At 69.7% G+C, this 24,733-nt stretch carries 24 protein-coding genes; 15 read left to right on the top strand and 9 right to left on the bottom strand.

The genetic code is table 11. The annotated features are described in order from the left end of the window. Nucleotides 1–43 precede the first annotated feature (43 nt). Genes EP26_RS04640 through EP26_RS04625 form a run of 4 tightly spaced genes read left to right on the top strand, consistent with a single transcriptional unit; the run spans nucleotide 44 to nucleotide 4,627 of the window. Nucleotides 44–814 carry an SDR family NAD(P)-dependent oxidoreductase gene (locus EP26_RS04640; RefSeq protein WP_043336352.1) on the top strand — a complete coding sequence of 257 codons (771 nt, stop codon included), beginning with the start codon at nucleotides 44–46 and terminating at the stop codon, nucleotides 812–814. Between the two features lie 11 nt (nucleotides 815–825). Beyond that, nucleotides 826–2,034, top strand: a complete 1,209-nt coding sequence (locus EP26_RS04635; protein ID WP_043336351.1) for an acyl-CoA dehydrogenase family protein — start codon at nucleotides 826–828, stop codon at nucleotides 2,032–2,034. Continuing rightward, nucleotides 2,027–3,634 carry an acyl-CoA synthetase gene (locus EP26_RS04630; protein ID WP_043336350.1) on the top strand — a complete coding sequence of 536 codons (1,608 nt, stop codon included), beginning with the start codon at nucleotides 2,027–2,029 and terminating at the stop codon, nucleotides 3,632–3,634. Before EP26_RS04635 ends, EP26_RS04630 begins: the two co-directional genes overlap by 8 nt. Before the next feature lie 30 nt (nucleotides 3,635–3,664). Then, nucleotides 3,665–4,627 (top strand): Bug family tripartite tricarboxylate transporter substrate binding protein, encoded by a 963-nt coding sequence (locus EP26_RS04625; protein WP_043336349.1) that lies wholly within the window; start codon nucleotides 3,665–3,667, stop codon nucleotides 4,625–4,627. Here EP26_RS04625 and EP26_RS04620 read toward each other — a convergent pair whose 3' ends face one another. Further along, nucleotides 4,628–5,305 carry a DUF1194 domain-containing protein gene (locus tag EP26_RS04620; protein WP_043336346.1) on the bottom strand — a complete coding sequence of 226 codons (678 nt, stop codon included), beginning with the start codon at nucleotides 5,303–5,305 and terminating at the stop codon, nucleotides 4,628–4,630. A gap of 65 nt (nucleotides 5,306–5,370) precedes the next feature. On the opposite strand from EP26_RS04620, the gene EP26_RS04615 reads away from it, so the two are divergent. Next, on the top strand, nucleotides 5,371–6,174 hold the full coding sequence (locus EP26_RS04615; protein ID WP_043336345.1) for an alpha/beta fold hydrolase: 804 nt from the start codon (nucleotides 5,371–5,373) through the stop codon (nucleotides 6,172–6,174). 100 nt (nucleotides 6,175–6,274) lie between these two features. Here EP26_RS04615 and EP26_RS04610 read toward each other — a convergent pair whose 3' ends face one another. The 3 genes from EP26_RS04610 to EP26_RS04600 all read right to left on the bottom strand — a co-directional run bounded on the left by EP26_RS04610 (nucleotide 6,275) and on the right by EP26_RS04600 (nucleotide 10,244). Next, nucleotides 6,275–6,625 (bottom strand): H-NS histone family protein, encoded by a 351-nt coding sequence (locus EP26_RS04610; RefSeq protein ID WP_043336344.1) that lies wholly within the window; start codon nucleotides 6,623–6,625, stop codon nucleotides 6,275–6,277. Nucleotides 6,626–6,760: 135 nt separating this feature from the next. Beyond that, nucleotides 6,761–8,479 carry an N-acyl-D-amino-acid deacylase family protein gene (locus tag EP26_RS04605; RefSeq protein WP_043336343.1) on the bottom strand — a complete coding sequence of 573 codons (1,719 nt, stop codon included), beginning with the start codon at nucleotides 8,477–8,479 and terminating at the stop codon, nucleotides 6,761–6,763. 64 nt (nucleotides 8,480–8,543) lie between these two features. Beyond that, complete coding sequence (locus EP26_RS04600; RefSeq protein WP_043336341.1) at nucleotides 8,544–10,244, bottom strand: gamma-glutamyltransferase family protein; 1,701 nt, start codon at nucleotides 10,242–10,244, stop codon at nucleotides 8,544–8,546. A 103-nt stretch (nucleotides 10,245–10,347) separates the two neighbouring features. On the opposite strand from EP26_RS04600, the gene EP26_RS04595 reads away from it, so the two are divergent. The 7 genes from EP26_RS04595 (at nucleotide 10,348) to phoB (ending at nucleotide 16,549) form a co-directional block, all read left to right on the top strand. After that, a complete protein-coding gene (locus EP26_RS04595; protein ID WP_043336336.1) occupies nucleotides 10,348–11,151 on the top strand; it encodes an enoyl-CoA hydratase-related protein in 804 nt (267 codons plus the stop codon). Nucleotides 11,152–11,296: 145 nt separating this feature from the next. Next, nucleotides 11,297–12,346 carry a phosphate ABC transporter substrate-binding protein PstS gene (pstS, locus tag EP26_RS04590; protein WP_084112320.1) on the top strand — a complete coding sequence of 350 codons (1,050 nt, stop codon included), beginning with the start codon at nucleotides 11,297–11,299 and terminating at the stop codon, nucleotides 12,344–12,346. 45 nt (nucleotides 12,347–12,391) lie between these two features. Next, nucleotides 12,392–13,345 (top strand): phosphate ABC transporter permease subunit PstC, encoded by a 954-nt coding sequence (gene pstC, locus EP26_RS04585; RefSeq protein ID WP_043336527.1) that lies wholly within the window; start codon nucleotides 12,392–12,394, stop codon nucleotides 13,343–13,345. A gap of 4 nt (nucleotides 13,346–13,349) precedes the next feature. Continuing rightward, nucleotides 13,350–14,237 (top strand): phosphate ABC transporter permease PstA, encoded by an 888-nt coding sequence (gene pstA / locus EP26_RS04580; protein ID WP_052388795.1) that lies wholly within the window; start codon nucleotides 13,350–13,352, stop codon nucleotides 14,235–14,237. 59 nt (nucleotides 14,238–14,296) lie between these two features. Further along, nucleotides 14,297–15,079: a phosphate ABC transporter ATP-binding protein PstB gene (pstB, locus tag EP26_RS04575; protein ID WP_052388811.1), complete on the top strand. Its 783-nt coding sequence runs from the start codon at nucleotides 14,297–14,299 to the stop codon at nucleotides 15,077–15,079. A 17-nt stretch (nucleotides 15,080–15,096) separates the two neighbouring features. Further along, on the top strand, nucleotides 15,097–15,816 hold the full coding sequence (gene phoU / locus EP26_RS04570; RefSeq protein ID WP_043336330.1) for a phosphate signaling complex protein PhoU: 720 nt from the start codon (nucleotides 15,097–15,099) through the stop codon (nucleotides 15,814–15,816). Nucleotides 15,817–15,832: 16 nt separating this feature from the next. Continuing rightward, nucleotides 15,833–16,549 (top strand): phosphate regulon transcriptional regulator PhoB, encoded by a 717-nt coding sequence (phoB, locus tag EP26_RS04565; protein WP_052388794.1) that lies wholly within the window; start codon nucleotides 15,833–15,835, stop codon nucleotides 16,547–16,549. A 3-nt stretch (nucleotides 16,550–16,552) separates the two neighbouring features. Here phoB and EP26_RS04560 read toward each other — a convergent pair whose 3' ends face one another. The 5 genes from EP26_RS04560 to EP26_RS04540 are packed head-to-tail and all read right to left on the bottom strand — an operon-like array spanning nucleotide 16,553 to nucleotide 20,690. Then, complete coding sequence (locus EP26_RS04560; protein WP_084112319.1) at nucleotides 16,553–17,017, bottom strand: GNAT family N-acetyltransferase; 465 nt, start codon at nucleotides 17,015–17,017, stop codon at nucleotides 16,553–16,555. A gap of 5 nt (nucleotides 17,018–17,022) precedes the next feature. Next, the gene (locus EP26_RS04555; RefSeq protein WP_043336327.1) at nucleotides 17,023–17,778 is read right to left on the bottom strand and encodes a creatininase family protein; all 756 of its coding nucleotides are present in this window, start codon (nucleotides 17,776–17,778) and stop codon (nucleotides 17,023–17,025) included. A 52-nt stretch (nucleotides 17,779–17,830) separates the two neighbouring features. Then, nucleotides 17,831–19,369, bottom strand: a complete 1,539-nt coding sequence (locus tag EP26_RS04550; RefSeq protein ID WP_043336326.1) for a cryptochrome/photolyase family protein — start codon at nucleotides 19,367–19,369, stop codon at nucleotides 17,831–17,833. Then, complete coding sequence (locus EP26_RS04545; RefSeq protein ID WP_043336325.1) at nucleotides 19,369–19,968, bottom strand: DUF6134 family protein; 600 nt, start codon at nucleotides 19,966–19,968, stop codon at nucleotides 19,369–19,371. Before EP26_RS04545 ends, EP26_RS04550 begins: the two co-directional genes overlap by 1 nt. Then, nucleotides 19,968–20,690 (bottom strand): SDR family NAD(P)-dependent oxidoreductase, encoded by a 723-nt coding sequence (locus EP26_RS04540; protein ID WP_043336324.1) that lies wholly within the window; start codon nucleotides 20,688–20,690, stop codon nucleotides 19,968–19,970. The genes EP26_RS04545 and EP26_RS04540 overlap by 1 nt, the downstream gene beginning before the upstream one ends. 116 nt (nucleotides 20,691–20,806) lie before the next feature. Here EP26_RS04540 and EP26_RS04535 point away from each other — a divergent pair, with 116 nt between their 5' ends. The 3 genes from EP26_RS04535 (at nucleotide 20,807) to EP26_RS04525 (ending at nucleotide 24,717) form a co-directional block, all read left to right on the top strand. Then, nucleotides 20,807–21,985 (top strand): M20 family metallopeptidase, encoded by a 1,179-nt coding sequence (locus EP26_RS04535; RefSeq protein ID WP_043336323.1) that lies wholly within the window; start codon nucleotides 20,807–20,809, stop codon nucleotides 21,983–21,985. A 71-nt stretch (nucleotides 21,986–22,056) separates the two neighbouring features. Then, nucleotides 22,057–22,479, top strand: a complete 423-nt coding sequence (locus EP26_RS04530; RefSeq protein WP_043336322.1) for a tellurite resistance TerB family protein — start codon at nucleotides 22,057–22,059, stop codon at nucleotides 22,477–22,479. Nucleotides 22,480–22,545: 66 nt separating this feature from the next. After that, nucleotides 22,546–24,717 carry a malate synthase G gene (locus EP26_RS04525; protein ID WP_043336321.1) on the top strand — a complete coding sequence of 724 codons (2,172 nt, stop codon included), beginning with the start codon at nucleotides 22,546–22,548 and terminating at the stop codon, nucleotides 24,715–24,717. Nucleotides 24,718–24,733 lie beyond the last annotated feature (16 nt).

Below are 24,733 nucleotides of genomic sequence, written 5' to 3'. Positions count from 1 at the left end.
GCCCTTCCGCGATGGTCAAGTATGGGGAAGCGGGAGGAACGGGATGGTCGATCCGCAAGGGTTGTTCGGGCTCACGGGCTCGGTCGCGCTGGTGACGGGCGCCTCGGGGGCGCTCGGGGCGCATTTCGCCCGGGTGCTGCATGGGGCGGGCGCCCGGGTGGTGCTGGCGGCGCGCAGGACAGAGGCGCTGGAGGCGCTGGCGGGGGAGCTTGGTGCGGGGGCCGTTGCGGTGCCGCTCGATGTGGCGCGGCCGGAGAGCATTGCCGCCTGTTTCGATGCTGCCGAGCAGGCCTTCGGCGTGGCGCCGGATGTGCTCGTCAACAATGCGGGGATCGCGGTCTCGAAGCCCGCCTTGCAGCAGACGGCCGAGGATTGGGACGGCGTGGTCGCGGTCAACCTGCGCGGCTGCTTCCTTGTCGCCACGGAGGCGGGGCGGCGGCTCGTTGCGGCGAAGCGCGGGGGGGCTTTCATCAATATCGCCTCGATCGGCGGCTTGCGCATCCTGCAGGGGGTCGCGGGCTACACGGCCTCGAAGGCGGGGCTGGTGCAGCTGACGAAGCAGCTCGCCGTCGAGTGGGCGCGGTATGGCATCCGGGTGAATGCGCTCTGTCCGGGCTATGTCGAGACGCCGATCAACCGGGAATTCTTCGCCTCCGAGGCGGGCCAGGCGGTGGTGAAGCGGGTGCCGCAGCGAAGGCTCGGCGCGCCCGATGATCTCACCGGGCCGCTTCTCCTGCTCGCCTCGAAGGCGGGGGCCCATATGACGGGCGCCGCGCTGGTGGTCGATGGCGGGCATTCGGTCAACGCTCTGTAGGATCAGCCAAGATGGATTTCAGCCTGTCTCCCGAGGTCGAGGCGACCCGCTCGCGCATCCGCGAATTCGTGGAGCAAAGGATCATCCCGCTGGAGAGTGATCCGGCGAGCTATGACGAGCATGAGAACATCAACAAGCTGCTTCTGGAGCGGCTGCGGGCGGAGGCGAAGGCCGAAGGGCTCTGGGCGCTCAACATGCCGAAGGAGCGCGGGGGCGGCGGCTTCCCGATGACGGCCATCGCCGCCTTCTACGAGGAGATGAATCGCAGCATCTTCGGGCCGGTCGTCTTCCATGGCGCGGCGCCGGATGACGGCAATATGCGCGTGCTCAACATGGTCGGCACCGAGGCGCAGAAGGAGCGGTGGCTGCAGCCGATCATCGAGGGCCGCGTGCAGTCGAGCTTCGCCATGACGGAGCCGGATGGCTGCGGCAGCGATCCGTCGATGACCTATACCAAGGCGGAGCGGCGGGGGAATGACCGCTGGGTCATCACCGGGCGGAAGCACTACATCACCGGTGCGGAGACCTCGAAGCATTTCATCCTTATGGCGCGGACCTCGGATGACGACAGGACGGGGCTCACCGCCTTCCTGTTCCATGCCGACCAGCCGGGGTGGAAGATCGTGCGGCGCATTCCGATCATGGGACCGGAGGAGCATGGCGGGCATTGCGAGCTGGAATTCGACGGGCTCGAGGTGCTGGACGAGAATGTGCTGATGGGGGTGGGCGACGGGCTGCGCGTCACTCAGATCAGGCTTGGGCCGGCGCGGCTGACGCATTGCATGCGCTGGACCGGGATGGGGCGGCGGGCGCTTGAGATCGCCATGGCGCATATCGAGCAGCGGAGCAGCTTCGGTTCGAAGCTCGTGGAGAAGGAGGCGGTGCAGCAGCTCGTCGGGCAGGCGGCGATGGAGCTCGATATCGGGCGGCTGCTGACCATGCGCGCGGCCTGGCTGCTCGACCAAGGGAGCTTGGCGCGCAAGGAGATCTCCATGGCGAAGGTCGTCGTCGCCGATGCGCTGCACAAGGCGGTGGATACCTCGCTGCAGCTGCTCGGGGCGCGGGGGTATTCGAAGGATACGCCCGTCGAGTGGATGTACCGCTATGCGCGGCAGGCGCGGCTCGTCGACGGGGCGAGCGAGGTGCATCGCATGGTGCTGGCGAATTTCCTGAGGCGGCAGGGGAAGGACTTCTTTAAGTGGGGGGCGGATCATGGATGACCATGATCTGCCGAGGCTGGCGGCCAATCACGTCCCGCTCTCGCCCGTCTCCTTCTTACTGCGGGCGGCAAGGATCTATCCGGGCCGGGTCGCCGTCATTCATGGGGCGAGGCGGACCACCTACGCCGAGATGGCGGAGCGGTGCCGGCGGCTGGCTTCGGCGCTGAAGCGGAAGGGCGTCGGCACGGGCGATGTCGTCGCGGTGCTGGCGCCGAATACGCCGGAGATGCTGGAGGCGCATTACGGTGTGCCGATGGCGGGCGCTGTGCTGCTGACGATCAACATCCGGCTGGATGCGGCGGCGATCGGCTTCATCCTGCGGCATTCCGGCGCGAAGCTGCTGATGGTGGACCGGGAGTTCACCAAGGTCGCGCGCGGGGCGGTGCCGGAAGGCATGACCGTCGTCGATATCGTCGACAGTGAGGCGCCGGAGGGCGTGGCGCTGGGGGATGTCGAGTACGAGGAGTTCCTCTCGACGGGTGATGCGGCGGAGCCGATCCGGATGCCGGAGGATGAGTGGGAGGCGATCAGCCTCTCCTACACCTCGGGCACGACGGGCAATCCGAAGGGCGTCGTTGCGCATCATCGCGGCGCCTATTTGAATGCGACGGCGAATGCGCTGGCTTTCGAGCTGACGCCGCGCAGCGTCTATCTCTGGACGTTGCCGATGTTCCACTGCAATGGCTGGACCTATACCTGGGCCGTCACCTTGCAGGGCGGGACGCATGTCTGCCTGCGCAAGGTGGAGCCGGGGGCGATCTTCGCCGCCATCGCGGAGCATGGGGTGACGCATATGTGCGCCGCGCCCGTCGTGCTGACGATGCTGATCCATGCGCCGGAGGCGGTGAAGCGAGCCTTGCCGGGCAAGGTCGCCATCGCCACGGGCGGGGCGGCGCCGCCCTCGCCCGTCATCGCGGGGATGGAGGGGATGGGGTTTGCCGTCACGCATCTCTATGGGCTGACGGAGTGCTACGGGCCGGCGACGATCTGCCTGTGGCAGCCGGGGCTGGAGGAGATGCCGCTCGGCGAGAAGGCCGCATTCATGGCGAGGCAGGGGGTCAACCACCCGATGCTGGAGGAGGCGGCGGTGATCGATCCAGCCAGCATGGCGCCGGTGCCGGCGGATGGGCGGACGCTCGGCGAGGTGATGCTGCGCGGCAATACGGTGATGAAGGGATATCTGCGGAATCCGGAGGCCAATCGCGAGGCCTTCGCCGGGGGGTGGTTCCATACCGGCGATCTCGGGGTGATGCACGGGGACGGCTATATCGAGGTGAAGGACCGGGCGAAGGACATCGTCATCTCGGGCGGGGAGAATATCTCGACGCTGGAGGTGGAGGAGGTGCTCTACGCGCATCCGGCGATCATGGAAGCGGCCGTCGTCGCGGCGCCTGACGCCAAATGGGGCGAGGTGCCGCATGCCTTCGTGACGCCGCGGCCGGGGGTAGCGCCGCCGAGCGAGGCGGAGGTGATTGCCTGGTGCCGCGAAAGGCTCGCGCATTTCAAATGTCCGAAGCGGGTGAGCTTCGGGCCGCTGCCGAAGACCTCGACGGGCAAGATCCAGAAATTCGAACTGCGGGAGCGGCTGCGGGGGGTGTAGCCTTTCCGGATAAACCGGGAGGGAACAACGATGACCATCCTGCGGAGGGGGCTGCTGGCGGCTCCTGCCCTGCTTGCCGTTCGCGCGCGGGCGGAGAGCTGGCCGGACCGGCCGGTGCGCATCCTGGTGCCCTATACGCCGGGCGCCATCAACGACACGCTGGCAAGGCTGGTCGGCGAGAAGATGGGCGATGCGGTCGGGCAACTCGGGGTGGTCGAGAACCGGCCGGGGGCGAGCGGCTCGCTCGCCATCGCGGCGACCGCGCAGGCGACGGACAACCACACGATCTGCGTCGCCAATACTGCCAACCTGACGATGAACCCCTTCCTCTTCGCCAATACCGGCTACGATTCGACGAAGGACATCGCGCCGCTCTGCGTGACGACGCGGCTGATGAACTGCCTCGCGGTCAGGAGCGATGGCGAGATCGGCAGCCTGCGGGAGCTGATCGCCAGGGCGAAGGCGCAGCCGGGCAAGCTCAGCTATGCCAGCTCGGGCGCGGGGAGCAGCCCGCATCTGGCGGCCGAGCTGTTCCGCGTGCAGGCGGGGATCGAGCTGACGCATGTGCCCTATCGCGGCAGCGCGCCGGGCATCGCCGACCTGCTCGGCGGGCGCGTGGACATGACCATCGACAACCTGCCGAACGTGCTGCCGCATGTGCAGGGCGGGCGGCTGAAGGCGCTCGCCGTGACGGGGAGCGAGCGGGATCCGACGATGCCGGATGTGCCGACCTTCGCCGAGGCGGGGCTGGCGGGCTACGAGGTCTATGTCTGGTTCGGCTTCATCGGCGGGGCGGCGATGCCGCAGGCGGTGCGGGACCGGCTTTCGGCGGCGATCATCGGCATCGTGCAGGGAGCGGAGACGGCGGAGAAGATCCGGCGGGCGGGGGCGACGGTCTGGGTGCAGGACCAGGCGCAGATGGCGGCGCTGATCCGCAGCGAGCTGGAGAAGTGGGGCGGGGTGATCCGGGCGGCGAACCTTCGCCTGGAATAGTCAGGCGATCTCGCGGATCAGCTTGGCGCGGAGGGCGCGGGCGATGTCGCGGCGGTCCTCGGCCGTCGCCACGAAGGCGCCGGGGCCGCCGATGACCTCGCGGCGGTAGGTCTCGGCCAGGGGCTCGCCGGCGCGGGTGACCTGGCCGGCGGCGGCGACGGCAAGCGCGTTCACGGTGATGCCGGCGGCGACCGCCACGTCGCGGGCGGTGGCAGCCGGGATGTGGGAGCGGAGGTCGGGGCCGTCGCCGGAAAGGTCGATGACGCGCTCGGCGGCGCGGAAGGGCGAGGCGCCGATCAGGCTGGTGCAGTGGTCGAGGGCGTCGCCGATGGCGTTCCAGCTCTGCGGGCTGCGGGGGGCGCGGAGGATGGCCTCCGCCAGGGCGGTGGCGGAGGTGGCGTCGGCGAGGCGCATCCACTCTACCACCGTCGCAGCACCGGCGGGCGAGCCCCATTCGACCATAGCGACGGCGATGGCGCCGCGCGGCTTGCCGCGGATGGCGGCCAGGACCGCCGGGTGGGTCAGTGCCTCGGCATAGCCCTCGCGCTGGAGCTGGAATTCGTCCGGGTCGATGGAGCCGGAGGCATCGACGGCGAGCGCCAGGAGGAGGTCGACCTCGGCGGGCTGCGCTGTGGCGGAGGCGGCGGCGAGGCTGGCGAGGAGGTGGCGGCGGCGCATCGGGGCTCCTTGCGGGGGCGGGTCGGGGGCCGCATCCTCCCCGGGACATATGGGAAGGGAAGCGAATGCCAAGCCTCGAGGTCAACGGGTACGAGATGCATTATGCGGAGGCCGGGAGCGGCGCGCCGGTGGTGCTGGTGCATGGCTCGCTCAACGACCAGCGCTACTGGGCGCCGCAGATGGAGCCGCTCGGGGCGCGCTTCCGCGTGCTGGCGCCGAGCCTCCGGCATTACTGGCCGGAGCGGTGGGATGGCGCGGGCGAGACCTTCAAGATCGACCAGCATGTGGAGGATGTGGCGGGGTTCGTCGCGGCGCTCGGGGTGGGGAAGGTCGATCTCGTCGGGCATTCGCGGGGCGGGCATATCGCCTTTCGCGTAGCGGAGCGGCATCCGGGGCTGATCCGGCGGCTGGTGCTGGCGGAGCCGGGGGGCGAGCTGGATGAGAGCCTCGGCGGCGTGCCGGGCGGGGCGGGGAAGCAGGCGGGGGCCTTCGCCGCGGCGGCGGAGCTGCTGAAGGCGGGCGATACCGAGGGGGCGATGCGGCGCTTCGCCGAGCATACCGGCGGGCCCGGCGCCTGGGAGAAGCGGAGCGCGGCGCGTAAGGCGATCAACCTAGACAATGCGCATACGCTGCTGGGGCAGATCGACGAGCGGCGGCGGCCCTATGGGCGGGCGGCGGCGGAAGCGATCCGGGTGCCGACCCTGTTGGTGAACGGCGTGCAGACCCAGCCGCAATTCATCGCCATCATCGAGGCGCTGGAGCGGGTGATGGCGGATGTGCGGCGGGTGGTCATCCCGAATGCGGCGCATGGGATGAGCAGCGACAATCCAGCGGATTTCAATGCGGCGGTGCTGGCGTTTCTCGGCTGACGGGTTTCGCGTCTCGGCGGAACCGACTTCTGCCGATGTCCTTCCGCGGCTTTTGCTGCGGAAGGACGTATGAGGCGGCGGAGCGCTTTCGTGAGGGTTTCTAGATCCGGAATTCGTCGCGGCTGCGGCCTTCCGCCTCCATGGCATGAAGCCATTTCGGCAGCCTGCCGCGGCCGGTCCATTCCTCGCCGTTCGGGCCGCGGAATTTCGCGGCGACCTGGCCGCCTCCCGTGGCGGCCTTCTTTGAAGCGCGGGGGGACGGCTCCGGGGAACGGCCTGGCCAGGCGGTCTCGAAGGCAAGGCCGAGCTGGGCGAGTTTCTCCTTGGCTTCCGCCAGGATGGCGTCCCGGGCGCCATCGAGCTTTTCCAGGCGTTTCGCCTCAGCGGCGTCGCGCAGGGCGGTCAATTCCTGGACGCTCATGTTTTCGAGATCAAATTTGCCTTTTTCCACGACTCGGTTTCTCCGCTTCAATTCCGGCGCTTCCTATAACATCGGAAAAAGCCCGGCAAGCGAGCCAAAGCAAAAATGCCCTGCCGTTCCCGGCAGGGCATTTCTCACGCCGAAACCGTTGGTGACGGGTGGGGCTTAACCCTGGGCGCGCACCAGCCGCCCGGGCCGCGCGCCCGTCTCCTCGCCGCGCTCGAAGATCGGTACGCCGCTGCAGATCGTCATGTCGTAGCCGTCGACATGCTGGACGAGGCGGCGGCCGCCGGCGGGGAGATCGAAGATCATCTCCGGGTGGTGCGGGCGCAGCGCGGCGAAGTCGATGACGTTGACATCGGCCTTCTTGCCGACCGCCAGGCGGCCGCGGTCGTGGAAGCCGAAGAAGTCCGCGGTCTCGCTGGTCTGGCGCTTGATGACGAATTCCAGCGGCAGACGGGGACCGCGGCTGCGGTCGCGGACCCAGTGGGTCAGCATGGTGGTGTTGAGCGAGGCGTCGCAGATGACGCCGCAATGGGCGCCGCCATCCGAGAGGCCGAGGATGGTGTTCGGGTCCTCGATCATCTCGCGCACCACCTCGAGGTCGCCATGGACGTAGTTGGTGATGGGGAAGTAGAGCATGCGGCCGCCATCACCGCCGGTCAGGTAGTCGTAGCAGTACTCCTGCGGGGGCTGGCCGGCCGCGGCGGCGAGGGCGGCGATGCTGCGCTCGGGCGGCGGCTCGTAATCCGGGTTGTCGCCGAGGACGTACATGCGGTCCCAGCGGGTGGCGACCTGGCGGGAGAGCGGCGGCAGGATCTCCATCAGCCGTGGCGAGGCTTCCTGCGCCAGTATGCCGGCGCGGACCTGCGGGTCGCGCAGGCGAGCGAGCTGCTCGGCGGGGCTTAGGCGGGCGAGCTCGGCGAAGCCTTCCCTGAGCGCAAAGGGGTTGAGGCTGGTGGCGAGGCCGAGGATCAGCCCGACCGGGCGCCCGGCGACCTGGGCGGAGAGGGCCAGGCCCTCGGTGCGGGCGGCGCGGACGCCGTCCATCAGCCGGCGCCAGCGCTGCGGGTCGTAGCTTCGGTCGGTCAGCAGGAACCAGACGGGACGGCGGCTGTCGGCGGCGACCTGGCGGAGCCAGCCGAATTCGGCCGCCTCGTCCTCGAAGTCGGAGAGCATGCCGAAGGTGCCGCGGCCGGCGCGGCCCATGGCCTTTCCGATCGCTATCAGCTCCTCATGCTCGGCGTAGCGGCCGGGGACCAGCTCGCCGGCCGGGGTCTTGTGCTGGTCGGTGCGGCTGGTGGTGAAGCCGAAGGCGCCTGCCCTCAGGGCCTCCTCGGTGAGGCGGGCCATCAGCTCGATGTCCTCAGCCGTCGCCATCTCGCGGGCGATGGCGCGCTCGCCCATGGCGTAGACGCGCAAGGGATGGTGGGCGAGCTGGGCGGCGACGTCGATGGTGCGGGGCAGGCGGGCGAGCGCGTCGAGATAGTCGGGGAAGCTCTCCCAGTCCCATTTCAACCCTTCGGCGAGGGCGATGCCGGGGATGTCCTCGACGCCTTCCATGAGGTCGATCAGCGCCTGGTGGTGGGCCGGGCGGACCGGGGCGAAGCCGACGCCGCAATTGCCGAAAAGGATGGTGGTCGCGCCGTGCCAGGAGGAAGGGGCGAGCACCGGGTCCCAGGTGGCCTGGCCGTCGTAATGGGTGTGGACATCGACCCAGCCGGGGGTGACGAGGCGGCCATCGGCCTGGACCTCGCGGCGGCCGGGGCCAGCCTTGCCACCGACCTGGGAGATGCGGTCGCCGTCGATGGCGAGGTCGCCGGTGAAGCCGGGGGCGCCGGTGCCGTCGACGAGGGTTCCGCCACGGATCACGATGTCATGCATGGGAGCCTCCTTGGTCGTTCGACCAAGTTTGGCTCCGGCGGGCGGTGGGGGCAATGGGCCGGGTTCAGCCGGCGATGGCGTAGGCCGGGCGGCGCGGGTCGGCGCCGGCAGCGATGAGGCCGGTATGGGGATCGGAGCGGACCACCTCCACGGCGCCGGCGAGCCAGGTGCGGTGGGGCCAGTCCCTCACCTCATGGCCGCGGGCGGCGAGGGCGTCGCGGGTGGATTGCGAAATGCCGTCCTCGACCGCGAGGCGGGCTGGGAAGTAGTCGAAGGGGGCGAAGGAGGAGGGGAAGGCGTAGCTGGCGATGCGGGGGGCCTCGATTGCCTCCTGCAGCTCCATGCCGAAATGCAGGATGTTCACCATGACCTGCAGCATGGCCTGGATCTGCACGTCCCCGCCGGGGGTGCCGAGGGGCATGAGGCCGCCATCCGCCGTCACCACTAGGGCCGGGTTGGGGGTGAGGCGGGGGCGCTTGCCGGGTGCGACGCCGCAGGGGTGTGCCGGATCCGGCCGGCTCTGGCTGCCGCGATTGGAGGGGATGAGGCCGAGGCCGGGGATGACGGGCGAGTTCCAGGAGCCGTCGGAGGGGGTGGCGCTGAAGGCGTTGCCCCAGCGGTCGATGACGGCGCAGTAGGAGGTGTCGGCCTCGATCGTCGGCAGGGCGCGGGGGGCCGGGGCGGGTTCGGCTGCTTCGGCGCCGAGGATGGCGGGGAACATGCCGGGCTCGGCGCGGGACGGGTCGATGGCGGCGAGGCGGGCGGCAAGATGGGCGTCCGAGAGCAGGCGGTCGATGGGGACGTCGAGGAAGGCGGGGTCGCAGAAATGGTATTCGCGGTCGGCCATCGCGGCCTTGATGCATTCCGTCATCAGATGGAGGTAGTCGGGGCCGTTATGGGCCATGGAGGCGAAGCCGCCGCGCTCGAAAAGCAGCAGGGCTTCCAGCAGGGCGGGGCCCTGGCACCAGGGGCCGCAGGTGATGACCTCGTGGCCGCGCCAGCTTCGGCTCACGGCCGGCTCGATGCGCGAGCGGTAGGAAGCGAGGTCGGTCATGGTCAGGTAGCCGCCTTCCTCGGCCATGAAGCGGGCGATCTGGCGGGCGATGTCGCCGCGGTAGAAGGCGGCATGCGCGGCGGCGAGGCCGGCCGCCCTCCCCTGCCCTGCCGCCGCGGCCTCCTCGTCCACCATGTATTGCAGGCTGCGGACGAGGTCGGATTGGACGAATTTCTCGCCGACCTCGGGGCGGCGCCCGTTGGGGAGGAAGATGGCGGCGTTGGATGGCCAGCGCGCGTAGTCGGCCTCGTGCGTGCGGATATTCTCGGCGAGAAGCGGGTTGACGGCGAAGCCGTCGCGGGCGTGGCGGATGGCGTAGCGCGCGACCTCGCCGAAGGAGAAGGTGCCGTGCCGCTCGAGGGCGGTGATCCAGGCATCGGGCGCGGCGGGGACGACGGTGCGGAGCACGCCGTTCGGGATGCGGCCGCCATGCTCGCGCTGGAAGAGGTCGGCCGGGATGGAGGCGGGCCAGGGGCCTAGGCCAGCGATGGTCTCGGTGCGGCCATCGGCCAGGCGGATCAGGATGGGAGCGACGCCGGCGACGTTCACCAGGTCCGGCAGGAGGACGCCGAGGGCGATTCCGGCGGCGCAGCCGGCATCGATGGCGTTGCCCCCGGCCTCGAGCACGGCGAAGCCGGCGGCGGCGGCGAGGTAGTGGCCGGCGGAGACGGCGTGGCGGGCGCCATAGAGGGTCGGGCGGGTGGCGTGCATGGGATATGGGCCTCGGCCATGGACGGGGCGGGCCGGCGGCGACACCATCCGGCGCGAAGGAAGCTCGGCCCTGGCCTGAGCCGCTGTCAATGGAGGAAGCACCATGGAAGACGGGCCCGTCCTGGTCGGCCGCGATGCGCGGGGCATCGTCACCGCCACGCTGAACCGGCCGCATCGCGGCAATGCCTACAATGCCGCGCTGCTGGCCGGGCTGACCGAGGCGCTGGAGGCGCTGGCCGGGGATGCCTCGGTGCGGGCGCTGGTGCTGCGCGGCGCGGGGCGGCATTTCGCCGCCGGGGCGGATATCAACTGGCTGGCCGAGGTCGCGGGCTATCCGCCGGAAGCGGCCTACGAGGCCTCGCTGGCGACAACGCGGGCGATGCAGCTGCTCAACGAATTCCCGCGCCCGACCCTCGCCCTGGTTCAGGGGGCGGCGTTCGGTGGGGGATGCGGCCTCGTCTGCTGCGTCGATGTGGCGCTGGCGGTGCCGGAGGCGGTGTTCGGCCTGACCGAGGTGCGGGTCGGGGTGGCACCGACGCCGATCTCGCCGCAGATGGTCCAGGCCATGGGGCTGCGGCAGGCGCGGCGTTATGCCGTGACCGGAGAGCGGTTCGATGCGGCGGAAGCGCTGCGCATCGGCCTGGTGCACGAGGTCGTGGCGGCGGAGGCGATCGAGGCGCGGCTGGAGGCCATCCTCGGCGAGGTGCTGCTGGCGGCGCCCGGGGCGGCGGCGGTGTCGAAGGACAGCCTGCTCGGCGCCAATGGGGCGAAGCTCGATGCCAGGGCGATGGCGCTGCTGGCGCATGAGGGCTGGGTGCAACGGGCCTCGGCCGAGGGGCGGGAGGGGATCGCGGCATTCCGCGAGAAGCGTCTCCCGGCCTGGGCGCCGGGCACGAAGGCCGCATAGGAAATACCGGATGACCGGGGCAGTCGTCGGATGACTGTCATCGAAGCTTCATCGAGATGCAACCTCTCCGTCTTATGGCGGCTCTAGGAAGGCGCCGCATCCGGGGCCTTGGAGTCCCGGCCAGGACAAACGCGGAGACACACACGTGCATCGTCGCCAATTGCTGGCCAGCGCCAGCCTGCTCGCCGCCGGCACCGCCTTCGGAGGCCGCGCCTTGGCCCAGGGTGGCCAGATCACCGGCGCCGGCGCCACCTTCCCCAATCCGGTCTATCAGAAGTGGGCCGAGGCCGGGCGCAGCGCGACCGGCATCACGGTGAACTACCAATCGGTCGGCTCGGGCGCAGGCATCAACCAGATCCGCAACCGCACCGTGGATTTCGGCGCTTCCGACGCGCCGCTGACCCAGCAACAGCTGACCGAGGCGAACCTGCTGCAGTTCCCGTCGGTGATGGGCAGCCTGGTCGCCATCGTGAACATCCCCGGCATCGAGGACGGGCAGCTGAAGCTGACCGGCGAGCTGCTGGCTGAGATCTATCTCGGCAAGATCACCAAGTGGAACGACCCGAAGCTGGTCGAGCTGAACCGCGGGCTGACGCTGCCGAACCTCGCCATCGCCCCGGCCTACCGGGCGGACGGCTCCGGCACCACCTTCGTCTGGGTGTCCTACCTCTCGGCGGTGTCGCCGGAGTGGAAGGAGAAGGTCGGCGTCGGCACCTCGGTCCGCTTCCCGGCCGGGACCGGTGCGCGCGGCAACGAGGGCGTGGCCGGGACGGTGAAGAACATCCGCGGCGCCATCGGCTATGTCGAGAATGCCTATGCGGTCTCGAACAAGCTGGTCACCACCCAGCTCCGCAACAAGGCCGGCCAGTTCGTGAAGCCGACGCATGAGAGCTTCATCGCCGCGGCGCAGAGTGCCGACTGGAACGCGCCAGGCATGGCCGCCAGCCTGATCGACCAGCAGGGTGCGACCTCCTGGCCGATCGTCTCGCCGACCTTCATCCTGCTGCCGAAGAACCCGACCGATGCGGAGCGCAGCCGCAACGTTATGAAGTTCTTCGACTGGGCCTTCAACAACGGTGAGCAGCTGGCGACGCAGCTGGACTACATCCCGCTGCCGAAGCCGGTGCAGGACCAGATCCGCGCCGCCTGGAAGGCCGAGGTGAAGGCCAACGGCCAGCCGGTGTGGAACGGCTGACCGCCTAACGGATAAGGAGCCCGCCGCGTGTCGCAGGCCACCACCATGACCACGGGCGCGCGGCCGGTCGCGCCGCGCCGCACCGGCAGCCTCGGCGATGCGCTCTTCGCCGGGGCCTGCCAGGCGGCGGGCGCCTTCGTGCTGCTGCTGCTCGGCGGCATCATCGTCGAGCTTTTCATCGGCGGGCTGCCTGCCTTCCGGGCCTTCGGTCTCTCCTTCCTCTGGTCCACGGAATGGGACCCGGTGGCCGAGGTCTTCGGTGCCGGCGTCTCCATCTACGGCACCATCGTAACGGCGGTGCTGGCGATCATCTTCGCCGTGCCGCTGGCCTTCGGCGTCGCCTTCACGCTCACCGAGCTGGCGCCGCCCTGGCTGCGGCGGCCGGTCGGCACGGCGGTGGAGCTGCTGGCGGCCGTCCCTTCCATCATCTACGGCATGTGGGGCTTCTTCCTCATCGCGCCGCTGATGGCGCAGTATGTGCAGCCGACGCTGATCGACAGCCTGGGCGAGCTGCCGGGCATCGGCTTCCTGTTCCAGGGGCCGCCCTTCGGCACCGGCATCCTGACCGCGGCGCTGATCCTCGCCATCATGATCTTGCCCTTCATCGCTGCCACCATGCGCGATGTCTTCGAGCAGGTGCCGCCCGTATACAAGGAGAGCGCCTACGGGCTCGGCTGCACCACCTGGGAGGTGATGCGCGGCGTGGTGCTGCCCTATACGCGGATCTCGGTCGCGGGCGGCGTCATGCTGGGGCTCGGGCGGGCGCTGGGGGAGACCATGGCGGTGACCTTCGTCATCGGTAATGCCAACCGCATCACGACGACGCTGTTCGGGCCGGGCAACACCATCGCCTCGGTCGTGGCGCTGGAGTTCGGCGAGAGCGAGACGGGGAGCCTGAAGCTCTCCTCGCTGCTGGCGCTCGGCTTCATCCTCTTCGTCATCTCCTTCGTCGTGCTCGCGACCTCGCGCTACCTGCTGCGCTCCAGGCTGAAGGGCTGATCCGATGAGTGCCACGACTCAGCCGGCGCTGACGCCGGTGAAGGACCTCAAGGTCGCGGCGCGGCTCGGCCGCGGGCGTAAGCGGACGGATCTCATCATCCGCTCGCTGTCGCTGGCGGCGACGGGGATCGGCCTCGTCTTCCTGGCCTCGATCCTCGTCACCCTCTTCGTGAAGGGCTTCGGGGCGATGGACCTCGCGGTCTTCACGGAAGTGACCAAGCCGCCGGGCTCCGAAGGCGGGCTGCTCAACGCCATCGTCGGCAGCCTGATCCAGGTGGCGCTGGCCACGCTGATCGGCACGCCGATCGGCATGCTGGTCGGGACCTATCTGGCCGAGTATGCGCGGGGCTCGCGCTTCGGCGATGTGGTGCGCTTCGTCTCCGACATCCTGCTCTCGGCGCCCTCGATCCTGATCGGCCTCTTCGTCTACCAGCTGCTGGTGCTGCCTTTCGGCGGCTTCTCCGGCTGGGCAGGCGTCGCGGCGCTGGCCATCATCATCATCCCGATCGTGGTGCGGACGACGGAGGACATGCTCAGCCTCGTTCCCAACACGCTGCGCGAGGCGGTGATCGGGCTCGGCGCGCCGAAGTGGAAGATGATCGTGTTGGTGAGCTGGCGCTCGGCGATCTCGGGCATCATCACCGGCGTGCTGCTCGGCATCGCCCGCATCGCCGGCGAGACGGCGCCGCTGCTCTTCACCAGCCTCGGCAACAATGCCTGGTCGACCGACCTCTCGGCGCCGATGCCGAGCCTGCCGATCACCATCTACTCCTATGCCGGCTCGCCCTTCCAGGACTGGATCGAACTGGCCTGGGCCGGTGCCCTCCTCATCACCCTCGCCGTGCTGCTGCTGAATATCGGCGCGCGCAGCCTCCTCGGCCGCGGCAAGTGAAGGACAAGACCCCCATGAGCGACCAAGCGACCACTTCCGCCCGGCCCTCCCTCGGCACGATGCAGGCGCGATCCGGCGCCGCGCTGAATGAGGCGAAGCTGGCGATCCGCAACCTCGACTTCTTCTACGGCGCGCACAAGGCGCTGAAGGGGATCGGGCTCGACATCCCGGCCCGGCAAGTGACCGGCATGATCGGCCCTTCGGGCTGCGGCAAGTCGACGCTGCTGCGCGTGCTGAACCGCATGTACAGCCTCTATCCCGGCCAGCGGGCCGAGGGGCAGGTGCTGCTCGACGGCGAGAACATCATCGAGGAGGGCGTCGATCTCAACGCGCTGCGTTCGAAGGTCGGCATGGTCTTCCAGAAGCCCACCCCCTTCCCCATGACCATCTACGAGAACATCGCCTTCGGCGTCAGGCTGCATGAGCAGCTCAGCAAGGCGCAGATGGACGAGCGGGTGGAGTGGGCGCTGACCCGCGCCGCACTCTGGTCGGAGGCGAAGGACCGGCTGAACACCTCGGCGATGGGGATGTCGGGCGGGCAGCAGCAGCGGCTCTGCATCGCGCGCACCATTGCGGTGCGGCCGGAGGTGATCCTGTTCGATGAGCCGACCTCGGCGCTCGACCCGATCTCGACGCTGAAGATCGAGGAGCTGATCGACGAGCTGAAGCGGGACTTCACCATCGCCATCGTGACGCACAACATGCAGCAGGCGGCGCGCTGCGCCGATCAGGTGGCCTTCTTCTATCTGGGCGAGCTGATCGAGGTGGCGCCGGCGGGGCAGCTCTTCACCGCGCCGAAGCACCCGAAGACGCAGGAATACATCACCGGCCGGTTCGGCTGAGGCGGGAGGCCAGGACGATGGAACAGATGGCCGAGCATACCGTGCGCTCCTATGCCGAGGAGCTGCGGCGGCTGCGCGACATGATCGCCCGCATGGGCGGTCTCGCTGAGCGGCAGGTGGCGGATGCCGTCGCCTCGCTGATTCGGCGGGACACCGACCTCGCCACCGAGGTGGTCGGGCGCGATGCCGCGATCGACGCGCTGGAGCGGGAGATCGAGAATTTCTGCATCCGCATCCTGGCACTGCGGCAGCCGGTGGGGCAGGACCTGCGGCTGGTCATCGCCTGCCTCAAGATCAGCCATGGGATCGAGCGGATCGGCGATTACGCGCGCAACGCGGCGAAGCGGAGCATCGTGCTGGCCCAGCAGCCGGCGATCGGCAGCCTCAACGGCTTCAACCGGATGGCGGTGCTGGTGCAGGAGAACCTGAAGGGGGCGATCGACGCGCTGGTCAATGACGACGTCGCCCGGGCCGACGAGGTCTGGGAGGCGGACGAGCCGGTCGACCAGGTCTATAACGGCATCTTCCGCGAGATGCTGACCTTCATGATGGAGGATCCGCGCAACATCACCGCGGCGACGCATCTGCTGTTCGTCGCCAAGAATCTCGAACGCATCGGGGATCATGCGACGAATATCGCCGAGACGGTGCATTATGCCGTGCGCGGCGAGAACCTGCCGGATGAACGACCGAAAGGCGACGGCTCCGCCTATGCCGTGGTCCGGCCGCCGGGCTGAGGAAGGGATCTCGTACATGCCGGACATGGTCCAGGGCCATGCCAAGCCGACCATCCTGGTCGTCGAGGACGAGGCGCCGCTGATCACGCTGCTGCGCTACAACCTCGAGAAGCAGGGCTTCCGCGTGGAGGAGGCGGCGGATGGGCAGGAAGCCCTGCTGCGCGTCGCCGAGGCGAGGCCCGACCTCGTGCTGCTCGACTGGATGCTGCCGGCGCTCTCGGGCATCGAGGTCTGCCGGCAGCTCCGGCGCAAGCCGGCGACGCGGGACCTGCCGATCATCATGGTGACGGCGCGGACCGAGGATCAGGATGCCGTCAGGGCGCTTGATACTGGCGCCGACGACTACATCGCCAAGCCCTTCGCCATGGATAGCCTGTTGGCGCGCATACGGGCGCTGCTGCGGCGCTCGGGAAGCATCGCTACCAAGGGGACGCTCGCCTATCTCGACATCACCATGGACCAGGATGCGCACCGGGTGACGCGGGCCGGCAAGGCGTTGCATCTCGGACCGACCGAGTACCGGATGCTGGAATTCTTCCTGCAGAATCCGGGGCGGGTGTTCAGCCGGGAGCAGCTGCTGGATGCGGTTTGGGGGCGCGACATCCATGTCGAGCCGCGGACGGTCGACGTCCATATCAGGCGGCTGCGCAAGGCGATCAATGTCGATGGCGGGGCGGATGTGATCCGCACCGTGCGCTCGGCGGGCTACGCGCTGGATCAGGAAGGGGATTGAGCCTCAGCCGTCGCGGCGGATGATGAAGCCGTTGGCGACGGGCTCCATGCCGAGCTTCGGATACCAGGTCATCGGGTCCGGCGCGGAGAGCAGCAGCAGCATGCAGCCGGGGCCGATGATGCGCTTGGTCTCGGCGATGAGTGCGCGGCCGATGCCCCTGCCCTGCCCCGCCGGGTCGACGCAGAGGTCGGACAGGTAGCAGCCATAGGCGAAGTCGGTGAAGCTGCGGGCGGCGCCGACCAGCCGGCCGGCCTCGTCGCGTGCGGTGACGATGAGGTTGGAGCCAGCGACCATCGCTGCCATCCGGGCGGCGTCGTCGACCGGGCGGACGAGGCCGGAGGCGCGGACGACGGCGGTGTATTCGGCCGGGTCGAGGCGGCCTTCCTCGCGGGCCAAGGCGATGCCGGGCGGCGGCACGGCGAGGGCGACCCAGGCGGCGTGGCCGGTGACCAATGGGTGGCCGGGCATCGGGGTCAGGCCCAGAGCTTCGGGTTGCGGAGCAGCTCGGCCATGCGGGAGGCGATGGCGTCGAGCAGGCGCGCGCCCTTTTCGGCCGTCGCCAGGCGGGCGTCGCCGATGACGCCGCTTTGCGAGATCGCCCGGAAAGAGCGGCGGAGGGCGAGGCCGGTAGGCTGGCCCTCGACGCGGGTGGAGTGGGGGCCGTGGGCCTCCGGCAGGCGCTCGGTGCGGACGCTGGAGGGGCGGAGGTGGAGCATCAGGCTGGTCTCCGCCTCGCAGGCATGCATGAGGCCGGGCTGGCGCTCGAGGAGCGGAGCGATGACCTCCGGCGCCGCGTGCCAGTAGGTGGCGGCGGCGACGCGGATATCGAATTCGATGGAAAACTCGCCGGCGGCGACGGCGACGGCCTCGGCGTTGCCGCCATGGCCGTTCATCAGCATCATTCGCTTGAAGCCGTGGCGGGCGGCGGATTTCACGATGCCACGGAGGACGGCGGCGAAGCTGGCGTAATCGAGCGTCACCGTGCCGCCGAAATCCATATGGTGCTCGGCGAGGCCGGTCCAGACGCAGGGGGTGACGACCACGGGGCCACCGAGGCGGCGCGCTGTTTCCTCGGCGACGGCGGTGCCGAGGACGATGTCGACGCCGGTCGCCATATGCGGGCCGTGCTGCTCGAGCGAGGCGACGGGGATGATGACCAGCGCATCCTCGGCGGCGCGGGCGCGCAGCTCCTCGGCGGTGAGGCGCATCCATTCGATCTCGTCGGCCATGCGATCTCCCGCGGCGTTGCTGGCCGCGATGATGCGCGGCGGCGGGGGCGGGTCAAGCCTCGGGACGCAGCTCCGGCCCGGCCAGGAAGGCGGCGGCCTGGGCGTGGAGGGCGGCGCGCTTTTCCGGGGACATCTTGCGGAGGATCTGTAGGGGCATGGCCATGCGGGGGTTGCCGGCGAAGCGGCGCTCGTGGCGGGCGATGAAGTCCCAGTAGAGGGCGTTCATCGGGCAGGCATCGGGGCCGGTGGCGGCCTTCACGTCATAGGCGCACAGGCGGCAGTAGTCGGACATGCGGTTGATATAGGCGCCGCTCGCCGCATAGGGCTTGCTGGCGATGATGCCGCCATCGGCGTGCAGCGCCATGCCATGGGTGTTGGGGAGTTCCACCCACTCATAGGCATCGGCGTAGACGGCCATGTACCATTCGTTCACCTGCGCCGGGTCGAGGCCGGCGATGAGGGCGAAGTTGCCGGTGACCATCAGCCGCTGGATATGGTGGGCATAGGCGAAGTCACGGGTCTGGCGGACGACCTGCCTGATGCAGTTCATCCGCGTCTCGCCGCCCCACCAGGACCAGGGGAGCGGGCGCGTCGCCTGCAGCGCGTTGAAGCGGGCGTAGTCGGGCATCTTCAGCCAGTAGAGGCCGCGGACATATTCGCGCCAGCCGAGGATCTGGCGGATGAAGCCCTCGACGGCGTTCAGCGGGGCGCGGCCGGCGCGGTACGCCGCTTCGGCGGCCTCGCAGCAGGCGCGAGGGGAGAGCAGGCCGAGATTGAGGCTGGTCGAGACCAGGGCGTGGAAGAGGAAAGGCTCGCCGCTCGCCATGGCGTCCTGGTGATCGCCGAAGCGGACCAGGCGGGCGGCGATGAAGTCGCCGAGGGCGGCCTCGGCCTCGGCGGCGGTGACGGGCCAGGCGAAGGCGTCGAGCGTGCCGAAATTGGTGGGGAAGCGCGCCTCGACGAGGGCGATCACCTCCTGCGTCACCGCGTCGGGCCGCGTGCGGCGCGGCGGCGGCGCGGTGAGGCCAGAGGCGAAGGGGCGGCGGTTCTCGGCGTCGTAATTCCACTGACCGCCAACGGGGCCGTCCGGGTCCATCAGCAGACCGGTCTCGCGGCGCATCTCGCGGTAGAAGAATTCCATCCGTAGCTGGCGGCGGCCCTGGGCCCAGCGGCGGAAGCGGGGGAGCGGGCAGAGGAAACGGGTATCCTCGCGGATCTCGACGGGGAGAGCGAGGTCATCCTCCCAGGTGCGCATCGCCTCCAGCACGCGCCATTCGCCGGGAAAGGTGGCGATGACGCCTTCGGGCCGGTGGCGGGCGATGGCGCGGGCGATTTCGCCAGTCAGGGTGCCGGCGTTCCCGATGTCGTCGAGGCGGATGTAGTCGACCGTGAGGCCGCGGGCGCGGAGTTCTGCCGCGAAGTGGCGCATGGCGGAGAGCACCAGCACCAGCTTCTGCCTGTGGTGCGGGACATAGGTGCACTCGCCCATGACCTCGGCCATGAGCACCACGTCGCGGGCCGCATCGATCCCCTCGAGGGCGGCAATGTCAGGAGAGAGCTGGTCGCCGAGAACGAGGCGGAGGACGCCCATCAGGCCCTTTCATAGATGACGAGGCTGCCGTCCTCGCCCTTGGTGCGCCAGGCGAGCCAGGTGCCGTCGGCGGCGTACTGGCCCTCGCCTTCCTCGTCGCCGGTGGCGCGCCAGGTGGTGGCGGCGCCGGGGCCGGGGGTGCGGGTCCATTGCAGGCGGAGCGGCTTGCCGGTCTCGCTGTCGAAGAGCGGTCGATCGAAGCGGCGTGCATCCCACCAGCTCAACGGCGCGGCCTCGGCCGGGAGGCGGAGCGGGCCTTCGGGGCCCTGGACGAGGATGGCACCGCCCTCGGCGCGGGCCGTCATGTCCTTCACCGTGCCGTTCCGGTCATGGTGCGAGGTGACGGAGCGGAGGCGGTCGCCGGCCCAGACCTCGGTGAAATTATGGGTGAGGCGGAAGACGGTGATGCCGACGAGCTTCACCTGGACGGCGACCTCGCTGCGGGCGGTCAGCGCACCGCCGGCCTCGCTCAGCGTCACCGTATGGGTGCCGATGGCGCTGCCCTCGCGCATGATGCGGAAGCGGGTGACGGCGGGGATGGCGCCGGCGGGCCAGCTGAGGATTGGCAGGGCCAGCAGCGGCAGGTGGCGGCGCAGCATCAGCCGCGGCCGCGCAGGCTGGAGCGGCCGCCATCGACGCCGATTACTTGGCCGGTGATCCAGCCCGAAGCGTCGGAGAGGAGGAAATCGGCCAGCGCCGCCGCGTCCTCGGCCTCGCCGAGGCGGGGGATGGGGTGGAGCTTGGCGATGGCGTCCGCCATCTGCGGGTTCTTCGTCATGGGTGTGGCGATGCCTGTGCGGGTGAGGCTGGGGGCGATGCAGTTCACCCGCACGGATGGCGCCAGTTCGGCGGCGAGGGCAAGGGATAATCCCTCGACCGCGGCCTTGGCGGCGCCGATCACCGCATGGCCGGGGAAGCCGGCGCGGGCGGCGACGGAGGAGAAGAGGACGACGCTGCCCTGCCCCGCCGCCAGCGCCGGGGCGGCGGCCTGGACGGCCAGCGCTGCGGCGGTCGCATTGAGGGCGAATGTCTCGGCGAAGTCGGCGGCGTTGGCGCGGGCGAGCGGCTTCATCACGATGGAGCCGATGCAGAAGGCGAGGCCAGCGAGCGGGGTGCCGGCGGCGGCGATGGCGGCCTTGAGCGCGGCCGGGTCGGTGACGTCGCAGGCGGCGGAGGGGGCGTGGAGTTCCTCGGCCAGCGCGGCGAGCCGGGTGGCGTCCCGGCCGATGAGGTGGAGCGGGGCGCCGCGCGCGGCGAGGCGCCGGGCGAGCGCGCCGCCGATGCCGCCGGTGGCGCCCAAGATGGCGATTGGTGCTGGCATGCCTTCTCCTTCCCTTGCGGGACCGAGATGGGGGCGCAGAGCGGGAGCGGAAGGGGCCTCTTGCCGCGGCGGGGCGGCGGGGACAGGCTGCGCGCCTTCCCTTCGACGAGGCCCGCATGAGCACCGAATCCGCCGTCACCGCCTGGCTCGCCACCCAGCAGGAGGCGATGCTCAAGGTGCTGGAAGCCATGGTGAACACCGATGGCGGCAGCTACGACAAGCCGGGGGTCGATGCGGTCGGGCGGATCGTGCAGGACTTCATGGCCGCCGAGGGCATTCCGGTCGAGGTCATCCCGCAGGAGAAGTATGGCGACTGCCTGAAGGTCCGCGTGGCGGGCGGCGAGGCGCTCTCTTCGGGCAACGAGAAGCGGCAGATCGTGCTGATGGGACACCGGGACACGGTATTCCCCAAGGGCGAGCCGGAGCGGCGGCCCTTCCGCATCGAGAACGGGATCGCCACTGGGCCGGGCGTCGCCGACATGAAAGCGGGGCTGGTAATGAACATGTTCGTCCTGGCCGGCTTCCAGCGCTTCGGCGGGGCACCGGGGCCGCTGGTCGGGCTCTTCACCGGCGACGAGGAGATCGGCAGCCCGGAGGGGCGGCAAGTGATCGAGGCGACGGCGCGGGAGGCGCGGGTGGTCTTCAACTCCGAGCCTGGGCGGCCGAATGGCGGCGTGGTGACGGGGCGGAAGGGCGGCGTCTTCTCCATTTTCGACATCGAGGGGAAGGCGGCGCATTCGGGCGGCAATTTCGAGGCGGGCATCAGCGCCATTGGCGAGCTGGCGGCGAAGGTGACGGCGCTGCACGCGCTGACCGACCTCGCACGGGGGATCACGGTGAATGTCGGCCTCGTCTCGGGCGGGCAGAGCGTCAACACCGTCGCGCCCTGGGCGCAGGGACAGATCGACCTGCGCTACAAGGAGCCGGCCGACCGGGACGAGGTCATGGCGAAGATCCACGCCATCGTCGAGCGGGCTTATGTGCCGGGGACGCGTTCGCGCCTGGCAATCCGGGGCGAGTTCCTGCCGCTGACCCAGACGCCGGCGGCGGCGCGGCTCTTCGACATGTACCGGGATGCGGCTGGGGAGAGCGGACTTGCCATCACCGGGGAGTTCAGCGGGGGCTGCGCCGATAGCGGCTTCACCGCGGCGGTTGGGGCGCCGACCATCTGCGCCGTCGGGCCGGTGGGGGGCAAGGCGCACAGTCCGGAGGAGTATCTGGAGGTGGCGAGCCTGGTGCCGCGGGCGCAGGCCATGGCGCGGGCAATCCTGCGGCTCGACCAGACTGGATTGTAACCTTTCTTGAAGATGACGCGGCGTTCATATTCGGCTATCTCGCTGGCGCTTCAAGCCTTTGGGAGATGTCCATGTTCGGCATGTTCAAGTCGCAATCCGCATCACTCGACCTCACGCCGCGCACCTGCCTCGCCGTCTCGCTGATCTATTGCATGGCGGCGGATGGGGAGATGGACGAGGAGGAGGTTGGCCACCTGCTCTCCGCCCTCGGGCGGGGGATGACGCGGCAGGGGCTGGATGCGGCGCTGCGCTATGCGCGGGCGACGAAGCCGGAGCAGTTCCTGGCCGATGCCACGCCGCGGCTGCGGCCGGAGCAGCGGCTCTGCATCCTGCTCAACATGATCGACAGCGCCATGAGCGATGGCGAGGCGGAGCAGGGCGAGCAGGACCTCGTCCGCCGCTTCGCCGAGGCCTGGGGGCTGCCGGAGGAGGCGCTGGCGCCGCATTTCCGCACCCTGGTCGCCAAGAACCAGCGCAGCGTCCTTGATGCGTGAAAGCCCGCGCCCCTTTGCGGGAGGCGCTGTTTCGCCTAGGTAGCCCCTGAATTCAGGGAGGTTGGCATGGCGGAGCGGGTTGAGGTCGCGGGGCTCGGCGTCGAACGGGCCCTTAAGGAGTTCATGGAGCGGGAGGCGCTGCCGGGCACCGGCGTCGCGCCGGAGCGGTTCTGGTCCGCCTATGCCGCCATCCTCCGCGATCTCGGCCCGCGCAATGCCACGCTGCTGGCCAGGCGGGATGAGTTGCAGGCGAAGATTGACGAGTGGCACCGGGCGAACCCGGCGCGGCCGGTCGATCAGGCGGCCTATACCGCTTTCCTCAAGGAGATCGGCTACCTCGTCCCCGAGGGGCCGGCCTTCCAGGTTTCCACCACCAATGTCGATGCCGAATTTGGCACCGTCGCCGGGCCGCAGCTGGTCGTGCCCGTCTCCAATGCTCGCTATGCGCTGAACGCCGCCAATGCGCGCTGGGGCAGCCTCTATGATGCGCTCTATGGCACGGATGCCATCCCCGAGACGGATGGAGCGGAGCGCGGGCGGGGCTTCAACCCGAAGCGGGGCGAGAAGGTGATCGCCTTCGCGCGGGCGACGCTGGACAGGATCGCGCCGCTGGCGGGCGGGGCCTCCCATGCGGAGGCGAAGTCCTATGCGATCGCAGCCGGGGCGCTGGCGGTCGGGCTGAAGGACGGGCGGAGCGTCGGGCTCGCCCAGCCGGGGCAGTGCGTCGGCTATCTGGGCGAGCCGGCGGCGCCTTCGGCCATCCTCTTCGTCCATCACGGGCTGCATGCGGAGCTGGTGATCGACCGCGACCACCCGATCGGCAGGGACGACCCGGCGGGCGTCGCCGATCTGGTGCTGGAGGCGGCCGTCACCACCATCATCGATTGCGAGGACAGCGTCGCCACGGTGGATGCCGAGGACAAGGTCGTCGTCTACCGCAACTGGCTCGGGCTGATGAACGGCACGCTGGAGGCGAGTTTCGAGAAGGGCGGGAAGACGCTCATTCGCAAGCTCAACGCCGACCGGACCTATCTGAAGCCGGGCGGCGGGGCGATGACGCTGCATGGGCGCTCGGTGATGCTGGTGCGCAATGTCGGGCATCACATGATGACCGATGTGGTGACGCTCGACGGCCAGGAGACGCCGGAGACGATCCTCGACGCCATGTGCACCGTGGCGATCGCGCTGCACGACCTGCGTGGGCAGGGCAAGGGCCGCAACAGCCGGGCGGGCAGCGTCTACATCGTCAAGCCGAAGATGCACGGACCGGAGGAAGTGGCCTGGGCGAACGAGCTGTTCGGCCGCGTGGAGGATGCCTTCGGCCTGCCGCGGGCGACGCTGAAGATGGGCATCATGGATGAGGAGCGCCGCACGACGGTGAACCTCATGGAATGCATCCGCGCGGCGAAGGACCGCGTCGCCTTCATCAACACCGGCTTCCTCGACCGCACCGGCGACGAGATTCATACCTCGATGGCGGCCGGCGCGGTGCTGCGCAAGAACGACATGCGCGGCACGGCCTGGATCAAGGGCTATGAGGAATGGAATGTCGAGGTCGGCTTGGCCTGCGGGCTGCGCGGGCGGGCGCAGATCGGCAAGGGAATGTGGGCCGCGCCGGATGCGATGGCGGAGATGCTGAAGCAGAAGGTCGGGCACCCGAAGGCGGGCGCGAATACCGCCTGGGTCCCCTCCCCCACCGCCGCGACGCTGCATGCGCTGCACTATCACGAGGTCGATGTGGCGGCGCGGCAGGAGGAGCTGGCGCAGGGCGGCCGCAGGGCGAAGCTGGAGGAGATCCTCAGCATCCCGCTCGCCACCGACACCAACTGGCCGGCGGATGCTGTGCAGGCGGAGCTCGACAACAATTGCCAGGGCATCCTCGGCTATGTGGTGCGCTGGATCGACCAGGGCGTCGGCTGCTCCAAGGTGCCGGACATCCACGATGTCGGGCTGATGGAGGACCGCGCGACTCTGCGCATCAGCGCGCAGCACATCGCCAACTGGCTGCAGCACGGCATCACCACCGAGGCGCAGGTGATGGAGACGCTGAAGCGGATGGCGAAGGTCGTCGATGGGCAGAATGCGGGCGACCCGCTCTATACGCCGATGGCGCCGGGCTATGAGGGTGTGGCCTTCAAGGCGGCTTGCGACCTGATCTTCAAGGGCGCGGCGCAGCCGAATGGCTACACCGAGTTCATCCTGACGGCCCGCCGCCGCGAGGCGAAGGCCGCAGCCTAGAACTCGAGGGGTCCAG

Source organism: Belnapia moabensis DSM 16746 (assembly GCF_000745835.1).
GTDB lineage: Bacteria > Pseudomonadota > Alphaproteobacteria > Acetobacterales > Acetobacteraceae > Belnapia > Belnapia moabensis.
This window is presented reverse-complemented; position numbering and strand designations above follow the sequence as displayed.

Coding starts and splice junctions, on each gene's coding strand:
- EP26_RS04550 (WP_043336326.1), bottom strand. CDS start 19,369: ATGGGCGTCCTCCGCCTCGTTCTCGGCGACCAGCTCTCTCCTGACATT.
- EP26_RS04525 (WP_043336321.1), top strand. CDS start 22,546: ATGGCGGAGCGGGTTGAGGTCGCGGGGCTCGGCGTCGAACGGGCCCTT.
- pstA (WP_052388795.1), top strand. CDS start 13,350: ATGAGTGCCACGACTCAGCCGGCGCTGACGCCGGTGAAGGACCTCAAG.
- EP26_RS04625 (WP_043336349.1), top strand. CDS start 3,665: ATGACCATCCTGCGGAGGGGGCTGCTGGCGGCTCCTGCCCTGCTTGCC.
- EP26_RS04620 (WP_043336346.1), bottom strand. CDS start 5,305: ATGCGCCGCCGCCACCTCCTCGCCAGCCTCGCCGCCGCCTCCGCCACA.
- EP26_RS04555 (WP_043336327.1), bottom strand. CDS start 17,778: ATGGCCGACGAGATCGAATGGATGCGCCTCACCGCCGAGGAGCTGCGC.
- phoB (WP_052388794.1), top strand. CDS start 15,833: ATGCCGGACATGGTCCAGGGCCATGCCAAGCCGACCATCCTGGTCGTC.
- EP26_RS04595 (WP_043336336.1), top strand. CDS start 10,348: ATGGAAGACGGGCCCGTCCTGGTCGGCCGCGATGCGCGGGGCATCGTC.
- pstC (WP_043336527.1), top strand. CDS start 12,392: ATGACCACGGGCGCGCGGCCGGTCGCGCCGCGCCGCACCGGCAGCCTC.
- EP26_RS04640 (WP_043336352.1), top strand. CDS start 44: ATGGTCGATCCGCAAGGGTTGTTCGGGCTCACGGGCTCGGTCGCGCTG.
- EP26_RS04560 (WP_084112319.1), bottom strand. CDS start 17,017: ATGCCCGGCCACCCATTGGTCACCGGCCACGCCGCCTGGGTCGCCCTC.
- EP26_RS04545 (WP_043336325.1), bottom strand. CDS start 19,968: ATGCTGCGCCGCCACCTGCCGCTGCTGGCCCTGCCAATCCTCAGCTGG.
- EP26_RS04605 (WP_043336343.1), bottom strand. CDS start 8,479: ATGCATGACATCGTGATCCGTGGCGGAACCCTCGTCGACGGCACCGGC.
- EP26_RS04630 (WP_043336350.1), top strand. CDS start 2,027: ATGGATGACCATGATCTGCCGAGGCTGGCGGCCAATCACGTCCCGCTC.
- EP26_RS04635 (WP_043336351.1), top strand. CDS start 826: ATGGATTTCAGCCTGTCTCCCGAGGTCGAGGCGACCCGCTCGCGCATC.
- phoU (WP_043336330.1), top strand. CDS start 15,097: ATGGAACAGATGGCCGAGCATACCGTGCGCTCCTATGCCGAGGAGCTG.
- EP26_RS04530 (WP_043336322.1), top strand. CDS start 22,057: ATGTTCGGCATGTTCAAGTCGCAATCCGCATCACTCGACCTCACGCCG.
- EP26_RS04535 (WP_043336323.1), top strand. CDS start 20,807: ATGAGCACCGAATCCGCCGTCACCGCCTGGCTCGCCACCCAGCAGGAG.
- EP26_RS04540 (WP_043336324.1), bottom strand. CDS start 20,690: ATGCCAGCACCAATCGCCATCTTGGGCGCCACCGGCGGCATCGGCGGC.
- EP26_RS04615 (WP_043336345.1), top strand. CDS start 5,371: ATGCCAAGCCTCGAGGTCAACGGGTACGAGATGCATTATGCGGAGGCC.
- EP26_RS04600 (WP_043336341.1), bottom strand. CDS start 10,244: ATGCACGCCACCCGCCCGACCCTCTATGGCGCCCGCCACGCCGTCTCC.
- pstB (WP_052388811.1), top strand. CDS start 14,297: ATGCAGGCGCGATCCGGCGCCGCGCTGAATGAGGCGAAGCTGGCGATC.